At 38.1% G+C, this 16,840-nt stretch carries 15 protein-coding genes; 1 reads left to right on the top strand and 14 read right to left on the bottom strand.

Translation table 11 applies throughout. The features are described 5' to 3' along the window. Positions 1-17: 17 nt before the first annotated feature. The 10 genes from ftsA to RWZ99_RS04160 form a co-directional block, all read right to left on the bottom strand. The gene (ftsA, locus tag RWZ99_RS04205; RefSeq protein WP_314676638.1) at positions 18-1,394 is read right to left on the bottom strand and encodes a cell division protein FtsA; all 1,377 of its coding nucleotides are present in this window, start codon (positions 1,392-1,394) and stop codon (positions 18-20) included. A gap of 125 nt (positions 1,395-1,519) precedes the next feature. After that, positions 1,520-2,617 (bottom strand): FtsQ-type POTRA domain-containing protein, encoded by a 1,098-nt coding sequence (locus RWZ99_RS04200; RefSeq protein ID WP_314676637.1) that lies wholly within the window; start codon positions 2,615-2,617, stop codon positions 1,520-1,522. Positions 2,618-2,626: 9 nt separating this feature from the next. After that, positions 2,627-3,697, bottom strand: coding sequence for a UDP-N-acetylglucosamine--N-acetylmuramyl-(pentapeptide) pyrophosphoryl-undecaprenol N-acetylglucosamine transferase (locus tag RWZ99_RS04195; RefSeq protein WP_314676636.1), 1,071 nt, complete (start codon positions 3,695-3,697; stop codon positions 2,627-2,629). Between the two features lie 3 nt (positions 3,698-3,700). Then, positions 3,701-5,053, bottom strand: a complete 1,353-nt coding sequence (gene murD / locus RWZ99_RS04190; RefSeq protein WP_314676635.1) for a UDP-N-acetylmuramoyl-L-alanine--D-glutamate ligase — start codon at positions 5,051-5,053, stop codon at positions 3,701-3,703. Positions 5,054-5,174: 121 nt separating this feature from the next. Beyond that, positions 5,175-5,447 (bottom strand): DUF3165 family protein, encoded by a 273-nt coding sequence (locus RWZ99_RS04185; protein ID WP_314676634.1) that lies wholly within the window; start codon positions 5,445-5,447, stop codon positions 5,175-5,177. A 19-nt stretch (positions 5,448-5,466) separates the two neighbouring features. Continuing rightward, complete coding sequence (typA, locus tag RWZ99_RS04180; RefSeq protein WP_314676633.1) at positions 5,467-7,317, bottom strand: translational GTPase TypA; 1,851 nt, start codon at positions 7,315-7,317, stop codon at positions 5,467-5,469. 139 nt (positions 7,318-7,456) lie between these two features. Then, positions 7,457-8,425 (bottom strand): ROK family glucokinase, encoded by a 969-nt coding sequence (locus tag RWZ99_RS04175; RefSeq protein ID WP_314676631.1) that lies wholly within the window; start codon positions 8,423-8,425, stop codon positions 7,457-7,459. Continuing rightward, complete coding sequence (locus tag RWZ99_RS04170; RefSeq protein ID WP_314676630.1) at positions 8,418-8,624, bottom strand: YqgQ family protein; 207 nt, start codon at positions 8,622-8,624, stop codon at positions 8,418-8,420. Before RWZ99_RS04170 ends, RWZ99_RS04175 begins: the two co-directional genes overlap by 8 nt. 110 nt (positions 8,625-8,734) lie before the next feature. After that, positions 8,735-9,172, bottom strand: a complete 438-nt coding sequence (locus RWZ99_RS04165; RefSeq protein ID WP_314676629.1) for a Fur family transcriptional regulator — start codon at positions 9,170-9,172, stop codon at positions 8,735-8,737. Between the two features lie 88 nt (positions 9,173-9,260). Beyond that, positions 9,261-9,782 carry a Dps family protein gene (locus tag RWZ99_RS04160; RefSeq protein WP_314676628.1) on the bottom strand — a complete coding sequence of 174 codons (522 nt, stop codon included), beginning with the start codon at positions 9,780-9,782 and terminating at the stop codon, positions 9,261-9,263. 108 nt (positions 9,783-9,890) lie between these two features. Here RWZ99_RS04160 and RWZ99_RS04155 point away from each other — a divergent pair, with 108 nt between their 5' ends. Then, positions 9,891-10,538, top strand: coding sequence for a prepilin peptidase (locus RWZ99_RS04155; RefSeq protein WP_314676627.1), 648 nt, complete (start codon positions 9,891-9,893; stop codon positions 10,536-10,538). Between the two features lie 39 nt (positions 10,539-10,577). On the opposite strand, the gene RWZ99_RS04150 is transcribed toward RWZ99_RS04155, so the two are convergent. The 4 genes from RWZ99_RS04150 to ppc all read right to left on the bottom strand — a co-directional run bounded on the left by RWZ99_RS04150 (position 10,578) and on the right by ppc (position 16,679). Continuing rightward, positions 10,578-11,957 carry a serine hydrolase gene (locus RWZ99_RS04150; RefSeq protein WP_314676626.1) on the bottom strand — a complete coding sequence of 460 codons (1,380 nt, stop codon included), beginning with the start codon at positions 11,955-11,957 and terminating at the stop codon, positions 10,578-10,580. Positions 11,958-12,054: 97 nt separating this feature from the next. Further along, positions 12,055-12,660, bottom strand: coding sequence for a superoxide dismutase SodA (gene sodA, locus RWZ99_RS04145; RefSeq protein WP_314676625.1), 606 nt, complete (start codon positions 12,658-12,660; stop codon positions 12,055-12,057). A 94-nt stretch (positions 12,661-12,754) separates the two neighbouring features. Continuing rightward, on the bottom strand, positions 12,755-13,789 hold the full coding sequence (holA, locus tag RWZ99_RS04140; RefSeq protein ID WP_314676624.1) for a DNA polymerase III subunit delta: 1,035 nt from the start codon (positions 13,787-13,789) through the stop codon (positions 12,755-12,757). 67 nt (positions 13,790-13,856) lie between these two features. Beyond that, complete coding sequence (ppc, locus tag RWZ99_RS04135; RefSeq protein WP_314676623.1) at positions 13,857-16,679, bottom strand: phosphoenolpyruvate carboxylase; 2,823 nt, start codon at positions 16,677-16,679, stop codon at positions 13,857-13,859. Between the last annotated feature and the right edge of the window lie 161 nt (positions 16,680-16,840).

The raw sequence follows: 16,840 nt of genomic DNA, 5'->3' as shown, positions 1-16,840 counted from the left end.
GCTTTTACTAGATTCAATTAATCAAACATGCTACCGAAGATTCCACGAACACGATCTCCAAGTTTTTGTTTTTGCTCATGATTTTCTTCGTCAACCGGAAGAGGTACCTCAACGGTATTCTCTACTGGAATAGGATTTGGTTGTGGAGTCACTCGAGGTGCTGGAGCAGGAGTTCTATCAAAACTCAAGCTAGGCGCCTCATTGTCGATAGGTTTACGACGAAGATACTCTTCACCAGATACAGCTTGCTGAGCAATGATATCAACTTCTGTAAGGAGACCAACATACTCTACAAGACTAATCACATTTGCAAACATTGGATTACGGATACCAACTTGGTTTGGTACATAAAGTTTCACATTTGTCTCAAAAACTTCCTGAGCAACTTCAACCACGCCCGGCATGATGGCTGTTCCACCTACAAGGACAATACCACCAGGCAAATCAAGTAGGCGACCTCGAGTCAAGTCTTGTTTAACTCTATCCAAGATATGCTTCACACGAGCTGAGATAATCTCAGCAAGATATTTTTCAGTGATTTCGACAGGTGAATTTTCACCTACAACCTCTACCTGAACAGTTTCAGTTTCACTTGCTTCTTCAATATCAGCATTACCAAAATTAAACTTAAGCGCTTCTGCAATTTGCATAGACGTCTTCAAGACTTTTGAAATATCCTTGGTGATGTATTCGCCACCTTCAGAGTAAATATTGGTAAACTGAAGTTCTTGAGCACGCATGCTTGCAACTGTTGTTTGGCCACCACCCATATCAATAACAGTAGCACCAAATTCACGCTCACCTTCATTCAAGACAGCACGAGCCATTGCAAGAGGAGAGATGATGATGTTCTCAACCTGAATACCTGCGCGCTCAACTGTCTTACGGAGATTGTGAAGAATTGTTGTTGGTCCTGTGTAAATGAGGCCTCTCATTTCAAGACGAATCCCCATCATTCCACGAGGATCACGAATCCCTTGGAATCCATCAACGATAAATTCTTCAGGAACCAGTGAGATAACCTCACGCTCAGGTGTAATGCTCTTAGTCAAGGCTGAGCGAACAACACTTTCAACATCTTCATCTTTGATTTCTTTTGATTCACTTGTTACAGGAATCATACCTTGTGTAGGCTCAATTTGAAGAAGATTGGCTGGAAGCCCAACATTCACTTGTTCAATCACAATACCAGCTTTTTCTTCTGCTTGTTCAATAGCTGTTTTGATTGATTTTGCTGCAGCGTCAATATCAACAATGATGCCATCTTTCACACCAGAACTCTTAACATTACTTACTCCGATGACATTCATTGATCCATCAATAAACTCAGCAACAAGAACCTTAATCGAGCTAGTTCCTATATCTAATCCTGTAAAAAAGCCATCTCTAGCCATTCACTCGACCTCTCAATCTTTCCATTCAATATCTTTGTAAACTGTATAAAAACAGAATTATTCGGATACTATTGTACCATAAAAAAACGTAAAATGTCAGCATTTTACGTTTTTATTATTCAATATTAGCCTTGAGCGGGGGAAGTTTGAAGAGTTGATTCTTGATTAACGGTCGGATTTTCTACTTCTTGAACATCTGAATTATCAGCATTAGCTTCTCTCTCAGAATTCTGTTCAGTTGATGTCGTTGTTTCTTGACCCTCTTCAGAAGTTTCTTTATCTTCCTTCTTATCCTCATCAGTTTTTGATGATTCTACTTCAGGAGTTGTTGTATAGATACCAACCTCCATATCTACAATACTTCCATCTGAGAGTTTACTCTTAATTTTCTCGTAATAAGGTAGCTTAGTCGTTAATTGAGAGAGGGGAACGCGAATTGAATTTCCATCATATAACTCAATTGTCAACAAATCTGAAGTTGCTTTTGTAGGCGTTAAATTAATAATTTGAATATTACTCTTGATTTTACTATCAAGTTTATTCAACTCTTTTACCAACTCTTCAATTTTCTTTTCATCATCCATCTTTAAAGTGATAAATTTATCTGGTAGATTTCCTGTTGAAACAGTCCCTCCAGTCTTACCACTTTCAAGAATAGAAACATATCCATTTGATGTTTGACGATAAGCCACGATTGGATATTCTTTCACTGCAATATTAAATTGATTTGGAAAACTATAAGTTACCGTAGCCTTTTTGACCCAAACATTGGTCTTTTCAACAGTTGATGCAATCTCTCCTTGGTTGAAAAAGACATGAGTAATATAATCTGTATCAAGAATACCACTTGCATCTTTCACATCTTCTGATAGAGCATTTTTTGTTCCTGATACTGTAAGAACCTTTTGCTTAGACCAAGGCGAGATAAAGAAGAGTGAAAATACAATTAAAATCGCAGCTATAAAAATAACAAGTCCTGCAAGATTTTGTTGTGCAATTGGGATATTACTAGTCTTATTGATTTTTTTTCTTTTTTTCTTCTTGACCTTCTTTTTTACTGGTATTTTACTCTCATGCGATGTGGCTTTTTCTGAATGAACGATTGTTTTGTTCGTCATTTTTTCTGAACCTTCGGTTTCTTTTTTTCTCAAAAATTCTAGGTTTCGCTTCTGCCACTCTGTCAGAACTTTTTTTTCTTGTGATTTTTGATCCTTTTTTGCCATGAAATTCCTTTATTTATTTGAAATACTAGTCACTAATAGGTTGTAAAAATCATCAGGAGAAGTGATTTCCTCAGATTTAGCCATAGCTTCTTTGTAAGTCTCTGCATGTTCAACAAGTTGTTCAAGCTCGTGATTTAATGTCTCCCAACTTAATTCCGGTTCCTGCAATTGACGAGCGTAACCTTTTCTTTCAAAATAGTCAGCATTCTCAAGTTGGTCTCCACGGCTAGCTTCTTTTCCTAGAGGAATGATTAAATGAAGTTTTTTCATAGCCAGCAATTCAAAAATAGTATTTGAACCACCACGAGTTACAACTAAATCCGCCATATCCATAAGAGGTTGGTACAAATCTGTCACATAATCAACTCTATAAAGATGACGCTCCAGAGTATTCAACGAAGAATCTCCAGATATATTGATGACATTATAGTGTTCAATCAGTTCTGGTGTTTTGCTAATAAAATCATTAAACACCTTTGCACCAGCTGATCCCCCAATAAAAAGGACTGTTTTTAGGTTCTCATCAAACTGTTCTTTAATCTTATCTAGTTCATCGGAATTAACAGACTTTGTCATACCCACCTTAGTAATAGCACCAACATGCTTTGTCTTAGCCAAAGCTTTTGATTGTTCAAAAGTGGTAAACATAGTAGTCGCAAACTTGTATGCGATTTTATTGGCTAAGCCCATAGACAAGTCAGACTCGTGAACATATACAGGGACTCTTAATAATTTAGAAGCGATAACTGGCGGCACAGATACAAATCCACCTTTTGAAAAGAGTGCTTGGGGACGAATCTTAGCAATAATTGCAATTGACTGTAGAATTCCCCAACCAACTTTAAAGACATCCAACATGTTTTGCCATGAAAAATACCGACGTAGTTTACCTGTAGCGATACTATGGAAGGTTACATCTAAACCAGACTTATCAATTTGTTCGTGTTCGATACCATGTTTATCACCGATATAGTGCACTTCCCATCCATTTTTTAGAAACTTTGGAATTAAGATAAGATTTAAGGTCACATGTCCAACTGTTCCGCCACCAGTAAAAACAATCTTTTTCGATTTTGCCATATCCTATCCCTTCAATCGCTCAACAGTTGTGATAAATTCATCACCACGCACTTCGAAATTCTTGTACATGTCCCAACTTGCGTTAGCGGGACTCAACAAGACAACATCTCCTGCACTCGCTTGTTCAAAGGCAATACGTGTCGCATCAGCAACATCTTTGGCATCCAAATAGCTCACACCAGATTTGTCTGCTGCGCGTTTGACACGAGGAGCTGATTCTCCCAAAATTACCATTTTCTTAAGTCCAGTAATATCAGGAATGAGCTCATCAAATTCATTACCACGGTCCAAACCACCAGCAATCAAAATGACTTTACTATTATCAAAGCCAGAAAGTGCTTTTTGTGTCGCTAAAATATTTGTTGACTTACTATCATTATAGAATTTCACATCATCAATCGTATCAACAAATTGAAGACGGTGCTTAACCCCACCAAAGCTTGCGAGAGTTTCTTTGATTGCTTGGTTTGAAACACCTGACAATTTTGCTACAGCAATTGTCGCTAAGGCGTTTTCAACATTGTGACTTCCTGGAACACCAAGTTCTTCAGCATGCATTACCAATTCACCTTTGAAGTAGAGACCACCATTTTCCAGATAGGCACCATCTACTTTTTCCATAGTTGAAAATGGAACTACTTGTGCATTAGTTTGCGTAGCCAATTCCTTAGCCAAGTCTTGATTAAAGTTTAGAATAACAAAATCATCTGATGTCATTTTGTTTTGAATATTCCATTTGGCAGCCACATATTCTTCAAAACTACCATGATAGTCAATATGCGTCGGCATCAAGTTCGTAATCACAGCAATATGTGGATGGAAGCTCTCAATTCCCATCAATTGGAAAGAAGATAACTCCATGACCAGAGTATCCTGATTTGTCACTGATTGCGCTACTTCTGATGCAGGGAAGCCAATATTCCCAGACAAGACACCTGACTTACCACCATGATTTAGAACATCAGCAATCATAGTTGTTGTTGTTGTCTTACCATTTGAGCCCGTAATACCTATAATTGGTGCTTCAGAGACTAGGTAAGCCAACTCAACTTCAGTCCAAACTGGGATCCCTTTTTCAAGCGCACGAGCTACCATTGGATTATCATACCGAATTCCAGGATTCTTAACCATTAATTCAAAATTTTCATCCAAAAGTTCAAGAGGATGTCCACCACAAACAACCTTAATACCTTCTTCAAGAAGTGATTGAGCTGATGGGTTTTCCTCAAAGGCTTTTCCATCATTAACAGTAACAATAGCTCCTAGCTTAGCCAAAAGACGAGCCGCTGCTTCACCAGATTTAGCCAAACCAAGGACTAAAACTTTTTTATTTTCAAATTGTGTTATTGATTTCATAATTCGTCCACTCTCTCAAATTGTATCATAACCATTTTACCCTTTATCACAAGCTATTTCAAGGAGTAGTATTTTCTAGATACAGAAAAAGCCAATCTAAGAGATTGACTTTAATATCATGCTACTTATTTTCATCTTGTTGAGGTTTATCACGATTGAGCTCTGACATGGCGAAAAAATCTTTCAAGGTGAAATAACTCAATACAAGCATCCCTACCGTGACAAAGAACTCGCCAGGTAAACTGAAGAATTTAATGATTGATAACACTGCTAAAAGCAAGAGCAATGCTAGGGTAGCCATGACAAAGAGAAGATTCATGGTGTTTTTTACCGACTTTGGTGCAATAAAGAAATAGAATGACGCAATCAATATGGCAACAATCAGATAAAACATCTCTTCTCCTCTCTATAGTTTATTCAGCTTCTGCTGCTTTTTTCTTACGTTTATTAGCTTTATCACGCTCTGCTTTATTCAAAATTTGTTTACGCAAGCGGATAGATTCTGGTGTTACTTCCATGTATTCATCATCATCCAAGAATTCAAGTGATTCTTCAAGTGTCAAGATACGTGGAGTCTTGATAACAGCCGTCTGGTCCTTAGTAGCTGAACGCACATTTGTCATTTGTTTTGCTGTAGTAATGTTAACACCAAGGTCATTTTCACGAGCATTCTCACCGACAATCATACCTTCATAAACTTCAGTACCTGGGTTAACAAAGATTGTACCACGCTCTTCAATACGCATAATTGAGTATGTTGTTGCTTTACCTGTATCGATGGAAACGAGGGCACCACGGTGACGTCCGCCAATCTCACCAGCAACAACCGGCAAGTATTGGTCAAAGGTATGGTTCATGATACCGTAACCACGTGTCATAGACAAGAATTCAGTAGAGAATCCGATAAGTCCACGAGCTGGCACAAGGAAGATAAGGCGTGTTTGACCGTTACCAACCATTTGCATATCAAGCATGTCACCTTTACGTTCTGAAAGGGCTTGGATAATTGATCCTTGGTACTCCTCTGGAGTATCGATTTGAACACGTTCAAATGGTTCGCATTTCACTCCATCAATTTCTTTGATGATAACTTCTGGACGTGATACTTGAAGTTCATATCCTTCACGACGCATTGTTTCGATAAGGATTGACAAGTGCAATTCACCACGACCTGACACAGTCCATTTATCTGGTGAATCAGTTGGATCAACACGTAGTGAAACGTCTGTTTGCAACTCAGCCAAAAGACGCTCTTCGACTTTACGTGATGTCACGTGTTTACCTTCACGGCCAGCAAATGGTGAGTTGTTCGCCAAGAAAGTCATTTGAAGGGTTGGTTCATCAATACGAAGAACTGGCAATGGTTCAACAGCATCAGTTGGTGTGATTGTTTCACCAACGAAGATATCTTCCATACCTGAGATAGCAATCAAATCACCAGCTTTTGCTTCTTCAATTTCACGACGTTCCAAACCGAAGAAACCGAAAAGTTTAGTAACACGGAAGTTTTTAGTTGTTCCGTCAAGTTTTGAAAGGGTAACTTGATCACCGACTTTTACAGATCCACGGAAGACACGTCCAATACCGATACGTCCAACGAAATCATTATAGTCAAGAAGTGACACTTGGAATTGAAGTGGCTCATCCGAATTATCAACTGGAGCCGGAATGTGTTCAATAATTGTGTCAAAGATTGGAGCCATAGTGTGCTCTTGATCAGCAGGATTATCAGACAATGATGATGTACCATTAATAGCTGATGCATACACAACAGGGAATTCCAATTGGTCATCATCTGCACCAAGTTCGATGAAGAGTTCAAGAACTTCATCAACAACTTCTTCAGGACGAGCTGATGGTTTATCAATCTTGTTAACAACAACGATAGGAGTCAAGTTTTGTTCAAGCGCTTTTTTCAAAACAAAACGTGTTTGAGGCATTGTTCCCTCGTAGGCATCAACAACAAGAACAACCCCATCAACCATTTTCATGATACGTTCAACTTCTCCACCAAAGTCCGCGTGACCTGGTGTGTCCATGATATTGATACGCGTACCATTATAAGCAACGGCTGTATTCTTGGCAAGGATGGTAATACCACGTTCTTTTTCAAGATCGTTTGAGTCCATCGCACGCTCATCAAGTTCTTTACGTTCATCGAGTGTGTGTGATTGTTTCAACAATTCATCAACAAGCGTTGTTTTCCCGTGGTCAACGTGGGCAATGATGGCCACGTTACGGATATCTTCTCTAAGTTTAGTCATTTTTTCCTCTTTATTATTTATTTCAACTTTTCAAGTATACCACATTTTCAATAAAATGGCAGAGGTCAGCTAATTGTAAACGTTTTTAACAAAAAAAGGTGCTACCTCTCCCTTATTTGGTTAGGCACACCTTATCTCATTATTTATCAATACTACGAGCAAGACTAGCAGCTCCAATGATTCCCGCATCATTTCCAAGTTCTGCTAATTTCACTTTTGTTGTAAGGCGAACTTGTGGGAATGCATAACGTGTAAAGTATCCTTCAACACGACTACGCAAAAATTCTCCTGCAGCAGAAACACCACCACCGATAACGACAGAATCTGGGTTAAGAATGTTTGAGATATTTGCTGTTGCAAGTCCGAGGTATTCAGAGACTTTATCCACAATGCTATCAGCAAACTTATCACCCTCAGCAGCAGCTACGAAGATATCTTTACTTGTCACTTGCTCACCATTGTCTACAGCAGCTTTAATAGATGAGTTCCCTTCGTATCCTTCTGCCAAATGACGTGCTAAACGTACAACACCTGTTGCTGAAGCTACAGTTTCCAAACATCCCTTGTTTCCGCAAGTACATTCAAATCCTGTTTCAGGTTCAACAATAATGTGACCAATTTCACCACCAGCACCGGCAACACCATGAATTAAATTACCATCAGCGATAACACCGCCACCAACACCTGTTCCCAATGTTACAAAGACAACGTCTGGATTGTTAGCACCAGCACCAACCCAACGTTCACCAAGTGCAGCCACATTGGCATCATTATCAATAGCGAATGGAATACCAAGTTCTTTTTCAATGACAGAGCCAACTTCTTGAGTTTCTGCCCAGTTCAAGTTAAAAGCACCCGTTACGGTTTTATGCTCACGATCTACTGCACCTGGAGATCCCATACCAATTCCAATGAAGTCTTCAGCAGTAAGTCCATACATATCCAAACGGTGTTTCAAAGACTCTACAATGTTAGGAACGATGTGGCGACCATTTTCAAGCGTATTTGTTTCAATAGCCCATTTTTCCTGAACTTCACCATCTGCAGTCAAAATACCAAACTTAACAGTTGTTCCACCAAGGTCAATTCCCAAGAGTTTCTTACTCATTTTCTTTCTCCATTTCAATGCGATGTTCACGTCGTAAAATCATTTCAGCAATAAGATAGTTCTCCTTGTCTATCAAACCATTCTGATAAAGAGCTTCCAATTCAATCTTCATCATCTCGATATCATAGAGCCTTTTACCTAAGTAAACTACTATGCCAAACTGCTTCAACAACTGTTGAACGTCATATAATGTTTTCATAGAAATATTTTAGCAAAAAGCTTAAGTCATGACAAGATAATTTTGAAAACCTTTACAGATTATTATGTAACTAGAAAAAAAGCCCAAGCCCATTTGACTTAAGCTCTTATTTATTGACAATTCGGACAAATACCATGTAAAATCATCTGCTCACGAGTAATGCGAAATCCTGTTTGCGATTCTACCTCTTCTTTGAAAGACGGAATCGGTAAGTCTAAATCCGTAATTTGACCACATTTTTCACAAACAATGTTTAAGTGGTCATGTCCCATAAAATCATAATAGGTTGTATTATCATTATTAACCTTAATTTCAGAGACAATCCCTTCTTCAACCAACACTTTCAAGTTGTTATAGACCGTCGCTAAACTCATGCCCGGATTATCAGGGAGAAGGTCATAATATATCACATCAGCGCTAGGATGTTGATCAGACATCATCAAATAGCGGATAACAGCTTTACGAGATTCAGTCAATCGAATCCCTTTAGCTTTTAACTGATTCAGGACATCTTCATAAACGCCTAGACTACGTCGATGCTCAGACATATCGCCGCCTCCCTTCTTCTAAAAGTATTTTGTGTCTATTATACACTTTTAGAGGAACTCTTGACAATCATCTTAACTCAAAAATTGATTATTTCAAGCCTGGGGCTTGTCCAAGTTCTGCAGTCAACATCCAGATTGTCTTATCAATTTCTGATTTTGCTGCTGTAAAGATATCATTTGAAGGAGCGTCTCCTTCTTCATCTGTGATATCCAAACCAACTTGGAACAAGACAGACAAGTATTTGTATGTATCAACCAATAACTGAATTTGATCAGACATTGATTTATCAAATGTACCAGTAGTTTCAGTCAAACCTGAATTAGATGAAAACTCTACCAAAGTTGAGTATGGTTCACCACCAATGGTAATCAAACGCTCACTGATCACATCAAGATGGGCATTCAAACTATCCATCAATTCATCCATTTTTGGGTGAAGATAAAGGAAACCAGGACCACGCATATACCAATGAACTTGATGCACAATAGAAGCTGCTACAGACAAATCAGCAACTGCTTGATTTAATACTGCTTTGGTTTTTGTGTTTGTTGGTGTCTCTGCTTGATGGTTAACTGTTTCATTGATTGTTTCTTTAATTGAATCTGTCATATTCTTTCTCCTTATTTAGAATCATTATTGTTTACACTTATATTTTAGAATATTTATAAATAATATGCAAGTAAAATGCTTTTTCTGTCTTTTTTCGAATAGTTAGGTATGCTTAGTATTTTATATTTTTTTCTTGGCGCCTCTTTAGGCTCGTTTATTGGTTTGATTTGTGATCGTTTTCCTAAGAAGTCGATTATTTTTCCTAGAAGCCACTGCAGTCACTGTGGACATCAGTTACGTTTTTTCGAGATGATTCCTATCCTATCGCAACTTTTCTTAAGGTTCAGATGTCGGTTATGCCAAAGCTCTATCCCATACCGTTACCTCTTCATTGAATTGTTTTGTGGGGGAACCCTTCTTCTTTATTTCTATGACTATTTAGATTTTGGGAGAACCTATTTACTTCTTTTCAGTCTTTGTGTAACTATTTTTGATTTAAAAAATAAATCATATCCCCTTCTGATTTGGATTCTTGGAACACTACCTCTCCTTTGGTTGGGAAACTACTACCTCACTTTTACCTTGGGAATAAGTTTAGCCGCTCTGTCATATCTCAAACGTTTAAATATTGGTGAAGGTGATTTTCTCTATTTAGCCAGTGTCTCCCTCATTTTTCCATTTTCCAAAATACTATTAGCTATTGAACTAGCTTGCCTATTTGGGCTTACCTACTTCCTAGTACGTAGAAATCCTAATGAAACAATCGCTTTTGTTCCATTCCTCTTTACGAGTGTTCTACTCCTTACCTTCATGTAATAGTATAGAAAAAAGCCGAATAATCGGCTTTTTTCAGTATTAATTCATATTGACACGGTGCCACTCATTAATAACATAAGAGAGCATTCCCAATTGTTGAAGACCCCAGCCACTGATTTCATCTGATTCTTCAGTTGACCCACCGAGGTAACGGGTATAGATTGCTACCATATAAGGTGTCTCTTCCATGACAATAGCATCAACGTTGAGTGCTTCACGAACGTAACCTGGTTTTTGATAGATGGTTAAATCAGGAAGATAAGTTTTGTAGTATTCATTTGGGAAAGACTCACCAATATAGTAGAGAATATCCTTATAATTATCTTGGTGTTTCCAAAGGTAATCCAAGACCTGGATGTAATAATCCGTTGTTGTCTTATTACCATTCATTTGAATAGTTTTAACTTCACCTTTTGATTTACCGTATTTATCAAGCATGTCATAGAATTTTTCCATACCGCCAAGACGTTCTGCCAATGCATAGGCAGGCGTATTCTCAGAATAAACTAGAGAATATTCTTGCATCTCTGGGATGGTCATTGCACCACCAAAGGCAGCAACATAATTGTCATGTTCTCCTTGATATTCATATTCAGTATTAGTAATATCAAAACGTTCAGTTAAAGAAAGCTTCCCTTTATTAACCTCATCCATAACAAGCATGTTTAGTGGCAATTTATAGGTCGATCCTGCAGTCATTGGCTGAGTATCATTCATAGAGAATTGCTCATTTGTCTTGGTATTTTTATATGAGAAGGCGATTTGGCTAGACTCAATACCCTGATCAGCCATAAAGGCTTCAACCACTTGGTTCAATGTCATGTTAGCATAATCGTAATACAATCCATAAGCATACATCGTATCTGCATCTGCTTCCATGACTGCTTGTTTAGCTTCAGCTGACTTGTTGGTGGGAGTTACCTTTTCCTCTTTTTTCTTATCTTCTTTTTTAGTTACCTTAGAGTTCGAACCAAAAATGTTCTCAAGGTTCCCAGTATGACCAGCCTGTTTTTCGCGACCTGCTAAGGCAAGCATAGTAACGAACACAAGAACAACCACTGCACCCAGAAAAACTAAGATAAGATAAGCTTTTTTATCATCACGGGATGATTTTACTTTAGATTTTTTAGAACGTTTACTCCTAAGTGCTAAGGTTTCAGTTTTTTCTTCTTTTTCCTTATGCTCTACTGGTACTAAAGTTGCCTCAACTGGTTTCTTTTCTACTGACTTTTTAGAAGCCTTTTTCTTATCTTTTTTATTATCCTTCCTGTCGCTTCTTTTGACATCCTTTTTACTATCTTTACTGTCTTTTTTTACGTCTTGTTGAAGGTCTTGTTTTACCGGATCTTTCTTCTTGTCTTTAGTTTTCCGGCGGCTTCCACTATACTTTTTACTTGAATGCTTTTTCTTTTTTTTCATAACAGTTATAGTTTAAGCTATAATCCTCTAAAATGCAAGGAGATTTTACAGCCATATTACAAAAAAAACACCCTCAAGACTGAGGATGATTCTAGACTTATTTAGCTGCTGCGTAAAGCTCAGCAACTTTATTCCAGTTAATGATTTCAAAGAAGGCTTTGATGTAGTTTGGACGTACATTACGGTAGTTTAGGTAGTATGCATGTTCCCAAACATCAAGTGCCAAGATTGGTTTTTTTCCATTTGAGATAGGCGTGTCTTGGTTGGCAGTTGAAACAACTTCAAGTTTACCTTCTGCATTAACCACAAGCCATGCCCAACCTGAACCAAAACGAGTTGTTGCTGCCGCAGTAAAAGCGTCTTGGAAGGCTTCGAAAGATCCGAAAGCTTCATTAATAGCTGCTGCCACTTCTGCAGTTGGCTCTTGTTTTTCTGGTGACAAGAGTTCCCAGAAAAGAGCGTGGTTTAGGTGTCCACCACCATTGTTAATAAGTGCTTGACGAATGTCAGCTGGAATTTGTTCCACGTCAGCCAAAAGTGCTTCAAGATCTTCACCAATTTCAGGGTGTTTTTCAAGAGCAGCATTAGCATTTGCCACGTAAGTTGCATGGTGTTTGTCGTGGTGAAGAGTCATTGTTTCAGCATCAATATATGGTTCCAAAGCATCGTAAGCGTAAGGAAGGTCTGGAAGGATAATTGCCATAGTAAAGGTCCTCTTTTCATTTTTTCTTCATTTTACCGTAAAATGATAGAGCTTTCAAAAATTTTGCTTACAAAATCATGGAAATCTCCATTTTTTAGCGGTTTGATGCTATTTTTAAAAGTGCTAGATCAAATAAATAGTCTTTATCTAAAGTACCTGTTTTTATCTGGTAGTCTGTCTCAACTAGAATCTTAATCGTTGTCTTTAAAAATGCGACTGATAAAGGACGGCTATCTCTTATAGCATAGCGAATCTGAAATGGATTAACTTTCCGACCTAGGTAGTCTGAAAGACTTGAAATAATTTGTTGCTCGCTTTTGCCTTTAGCAGATAATAATTTGACTTGCAGATAGGTGCGGAATTGTCCCAACATAACAGCAATCAGCTTGATCTCATCTTCTCCTTGCAATCGTAAATCATGAACCAATTCACGAACACCCTGAACCTGTCCTCGCAAAAGAAGTTGAGTCATGTCAAAAATGTTATCTTGTAAACTTTTAGGTATAGCCTCCGCAATGTCTTGCGATGAGATGTTCCCTTCAGTTTTATATCCTTTTAAAAACGCTAGATTCTTCTGAATATCAGAAAAATCAAAACTTGACTTGATTAAGAGTTCCTCAAATGCCCCTTTATCAAAAATGAGCCCCTCTTGATGTGCCTGTTTTTGAAAATAAGTTCTAAGCTCTGCATCCTTTAAAGGGTTAGCTTCAAGTACCAAAGCATCACGTTTTAGGAGTTTAACCAACCGACGCTTCCCATCAAGCTTTCCAGAAGCCATTAAGACAAGACGTGTTGTTTCTACAGGTGATTGAAGATAATTTTCAAGACGTTTCAATGCTTTCTCATCCAGATAAGACTTTTTAGCAGTGGTCATATCTGCGAAATGATCAAAAATAACCACCTTTTCATCTGCAAAAAAAGGCATACTTTCCAAATCGAGTTCAGCATCTTGGTAATCAGTCTCAGACATATCAAAATAGGAATAGCTCAAGTCACTCGGATCAAAACCAATTTGTTTTAAAAATTTTTCTTTAGCTTGACTATACTGCCCTAAATCCTCGCCAGCCAAGACAGTTATCATGGGGAGTTTTTCTCTGGTCAGCTTTTCAATCGTTTCCATAGCAATCATGGTTATATTATATCAGAATTTTCATTATAACAAAAAGTTCACCACCGAAGCGATGAACTTTACTTTATTAACCAGAGTTACGAAGCCCTGTTGCAATACCGTTGATCGTAATATGAATAAGACTAATTTCGTCATCAGTCAAATCATTGTTACGAAGACGTTTAATCAATTCAATTTGGATGTAGTTCAAGACGTTGAAGTATGGCAAGCGGAAATCCAAACTTGCTTTAAGAGATGGGCTTTCGTCAAGGAAGCCATCATGTTTTTCAATCGCAAGAATAACATTCTTAGTCAGCTGCCACTCATCCAAAATGATGTTAAAGACACTGCGAACTTCTTCACTCTCTGCCAATTGTGCATAGTGGAAGGCGATATTCATATCTGATTTTGAAAGCACCATATCCACGTTAGACAAAAGTGAACGGAAGAATGGCCATGTTTCAAACATGTGTTGAAGTTTTTCAAGGTTTCCTTCTTCAGCTTCAATATAGTGATTAAAGGCAGAACCCACACCATACCAACCTGGGAACATGATACGGTTTTGTGACCATGAGAACACCCAAGGAATGGCACGAAGCCCTGAAATCTCAGTAATAGTCTTACGAGCTGCTGGACGAGAACCAATATTTAAACTTGATACTTCCTTAATTGGACTTGCTTCAAAGAAGTAATCATAGAAATGTTCATTTCCAAAGACAAGATCTCGATAAATGCCATTAGAATCTTGAACAATTCCGTCCATAACCTCACGGAAACCAACCAATTCTTCTGGATCGGCAATTTGACGTGTCACCATACGGTCAAGAGCTGCTGAAACTAGCATTTCAAGATTATAGTAAGCTGCATCCTTATTACCATATTTATTACCGATAACCTCACCTTGCTCTGTCAAACGGATTCGGTCTTTAATAGTACCAAATGGTTGAGAAGTAATAGCGTCGTAAGATGGTCCACCACCACGACCAACAGTACCACCACGGCCATGGAAGAAGGTAATTTTAATGCCACGCTCTTCACCAATCTTGGTCAATTCGTTTTGAGCCTTGTAGAGAGTCCAACCTGAAGACAAGTAACCACCATCTTTATTTGAATCTGAGTAACCCAACATGATTTCTTGGTAGTTATTACTGTTCTTAATCCATCGTTTAACAATATCATAACCAAGGTATTGTTTCATGATTTCATTAGAGTTTTCCAAGTCTTCGATGGTTTCAAAAAGTGGAACGATTTGGACACGCGCACGCTCAGTATCAACTAAACCAACTTCTTTAAGAAGGATAGCTAACTCAAACATATCTGAGACGCTCTCAGTGTGAGAAATGATATGTTGTTTGATGACATCTTCACCAATATAGTCTTTCAAAAGACGAGCGGTACGGAAGATAGCCAATTCTTTTTCAAGTGTTTCAGACTTAGGTACATTTGTTGATGATAAGGTACGTGGATCTTCTTGCAATTCTTTGAGAAGAACAGCAACCTTTTCAACCTCTGTCAACTCACTATAGTTGTCAACAATGTTTGCAGATTTAAGCAACTCTGCCACACAAGCTTCATGAACGCTTGAATCCTGACGCATATCAATTGTTGCAAGGTAGAATCCAAAGATCTCAACGGCTTGAAGAAGCTCTTCGAAATCACCGGAAATCAAGACAGCATCATCATTCTCGAGAAGTGAGTTTTTAATTGCCAAAAGGTCATCATGGAAAGCTTCAGCTGTTTCATAAAACTCGGTAGTTTGTTGTGAGACAGCTTGAAGACTTTGGCTAAGACGTTCTTGCACAAAATCAGCTACTACTTCACCTGTTGAGACTGAGCCAAGACGAACATTTTCAGAAAGACGTTTAGCAACTCTTTCCTTACTAAAGTTTCCTTCTTTAAAGAATAGAAGGGTTTGAATCAACTTAGACTGGATGTAACTGAAAGCACGACGGTAGGGCTCATTTTCACGATAAACAGATCTATCTGGAGAATGTTTTGCCATTTCTGCTACTGTTTCAGAAACTTCAGTCAAACGTGATGAGAGTGAGAATGAGCGGTAAAGGTTATCAACTTTTTCAATATAGTAATTGAGGATAACTTCACTTTGAACAGTTGCAGAAAGTTTGAGGGTTTCTGCCGTTACGAATGGATTTCCGTCACGGTCACCACCAATCCACATACCCATTGTAATAGGTGTTGGATTATCAAGCTCGATTCCTTTTTCAACAGCTAAACGTTTGAATTCATGCGATAGATTTGTAATCGCCTTAATCAATGAGGAGTTGTAATACTCCATAACGTTAGTGATTTCGTTTTTAACCTTAAGTTTCTTCTCACGAATGATACTCGTTTGCATCATGATTTCTACATAACGACGCAAATCCGCGTACCATTTGTCCTTGTTAATAAGACCAGCCTTAACGTCACGATGCTTACGGAGAAGTTCGTGAATGTGGTTGGTCAATTCAAGCATGGTTTTACGTTGAACCTGAGTTGGGTGAGCTGTCAATACTGGTACAACATTGACATGTTCAAGAATGTCACGTGCATTATCACTTTCAGCTACAACGTCAAAGGTTTCAGACAACTTACCTAAATAAGATTCATCAATATTATTTTTGTGGTTGACTTCATAAGCCAAATCCACGTCCTCAGAGATATTAATCAAGAGAGGTAACAAAGAGAAATAACGTGATGCAACGACCATATCGTCATGTGTCATTTCTGAAATGGCTTGTGTAAGGGCCACATAATCACCTTCATCATAAAGTTCAACCAAATGTTGGACAGTTGTGAGACCTTGCTCTCCAGCCATGCCTCGTGTTGCATCATCCAACAATTCTTTCAAGATACCAACTTCTTCAGAGATGATTTCCTTGTTGTTACTGTTTTCCAATTTGTTAAAAGCCAAATCGTATTCTCCTTACTTCATGTAGTACCCTTTTATGATATCACTTTTAAAACAAAAGTAAACTATTTTTCTGTAAATCGTCAGTTATTTTGCAATTTTCCGACTTCTTTAGGAAAATTATTAGACCTATTTCCGAACTTTATAAAAAAAAAAACTCTGAA

This window comes from uncultured Streptococcus sp. (assembly GCF_963545685.1).
Lineage (GTDB): Bacteria > Bacillota > Bacilli > Lactobacillales > Streptococcaceae > Streptococcus.
This window is presented reverse-complemented; position numbering and strand designations above follow the sequence as displayed.

Bases quoted from the DNA above. Each gene is read 5' to 3' on its own strand.
- ftsA (WP_314676638.1), bottom strand. From the start codon at position 1,394: ATGGCTAGAGATGGCTTTTTTACAGGATTAGATATAGGAACTAGCTCG.
- RWZ99_RS04200 (WP_314676637.1), bottom strand. From the start codon at position 2,617: ATGGCAAAAAAGGATCAAAAATCACAAGAAAAAAAAGTTCTGACAGAG.
- RWZ99_RS04195 (WP_314676636.1), bottom strand. From the start codon at position 3,697: ATGGCAAAATCGAAAAAGATTGTTTTTACTGGTGGCGGAACAGTTGGA.
- murD (WP_314676635.1), bottom strand. From the start codon at position 5,053: ATGAAATCAATAACACAATTTGAAAATAAAAAAGTTTTAGTCCTTGGT.
- RWZ99_RS04185 (WP_314676634.1), bottom strand. From the start codon at position 5,447: ATGTTTTATCTGATTGTTGCCATATTGATTGCGTCATTCTATTTCTTT.
- typA (WP_314676633.1), bottom strand. From the start codon at position 7,317: ATGACTAAACTTAGAGAAGATATCCGTAACGTGGCCATCATTGCCCAC.
- RWZ99_RS04175 (WP_314676631.1), bottom strand. From the start codon at position 8,425: ATGAGTAAGAAACTCTTGGGAATTGACCTTGGTGGAACAACTGTTAAG.
- RWZ99_RS04170 (WP_314676630.1), bottom strand. From the start codon at position 8,624: ATGAAAACATTATATGACGTTCAACAGTTGTTGAAGCAGTTTGGCATA.
- RWZ99_RS04165 (WP_314676629.1), bottom strand. From the start codon at position 9,172: ATGTCTGAGCATCGACGTAGTCTAGGCGTTTATGAAGATGTCCTGAAT.
- RWZ99_RS04160 (WP_314676628.1), bottom strand. From the start codon at position 9,782: ATGACAGATTCAATTAAAGAAACAATCAATGAAACAGTTAACCATCAA.
- RWZ99_RS04155 (WP_314676627.1), top strand. From the start codon at position 9,891: ATGCTTAGTATTTTATATTTTTTTCTTGGCGCCTCTTTAGGCTCGTTT.
- RWZ99_RS04150 (WP_314676626.1), bottom strand. From the start codon at position 11,957: ATGAAAAAAAAGAAAAAGCATTCAAGTAAAAAGTATAGTGGAAGCCGC.
- sodA (WP_314676625.1), bottom strand. From the start codon at position 12,660: ATGGCAATTATCCTTCCAGACCTTCCTTACGCTTACGATGCTTTGGAA.
- holA (WP_314676624.1), bottom strand. From the start codon at position 13,789: ATGATTGCTATGGAAACGATTGAAAAGCTGACCAGAGAAAAACTCCCC.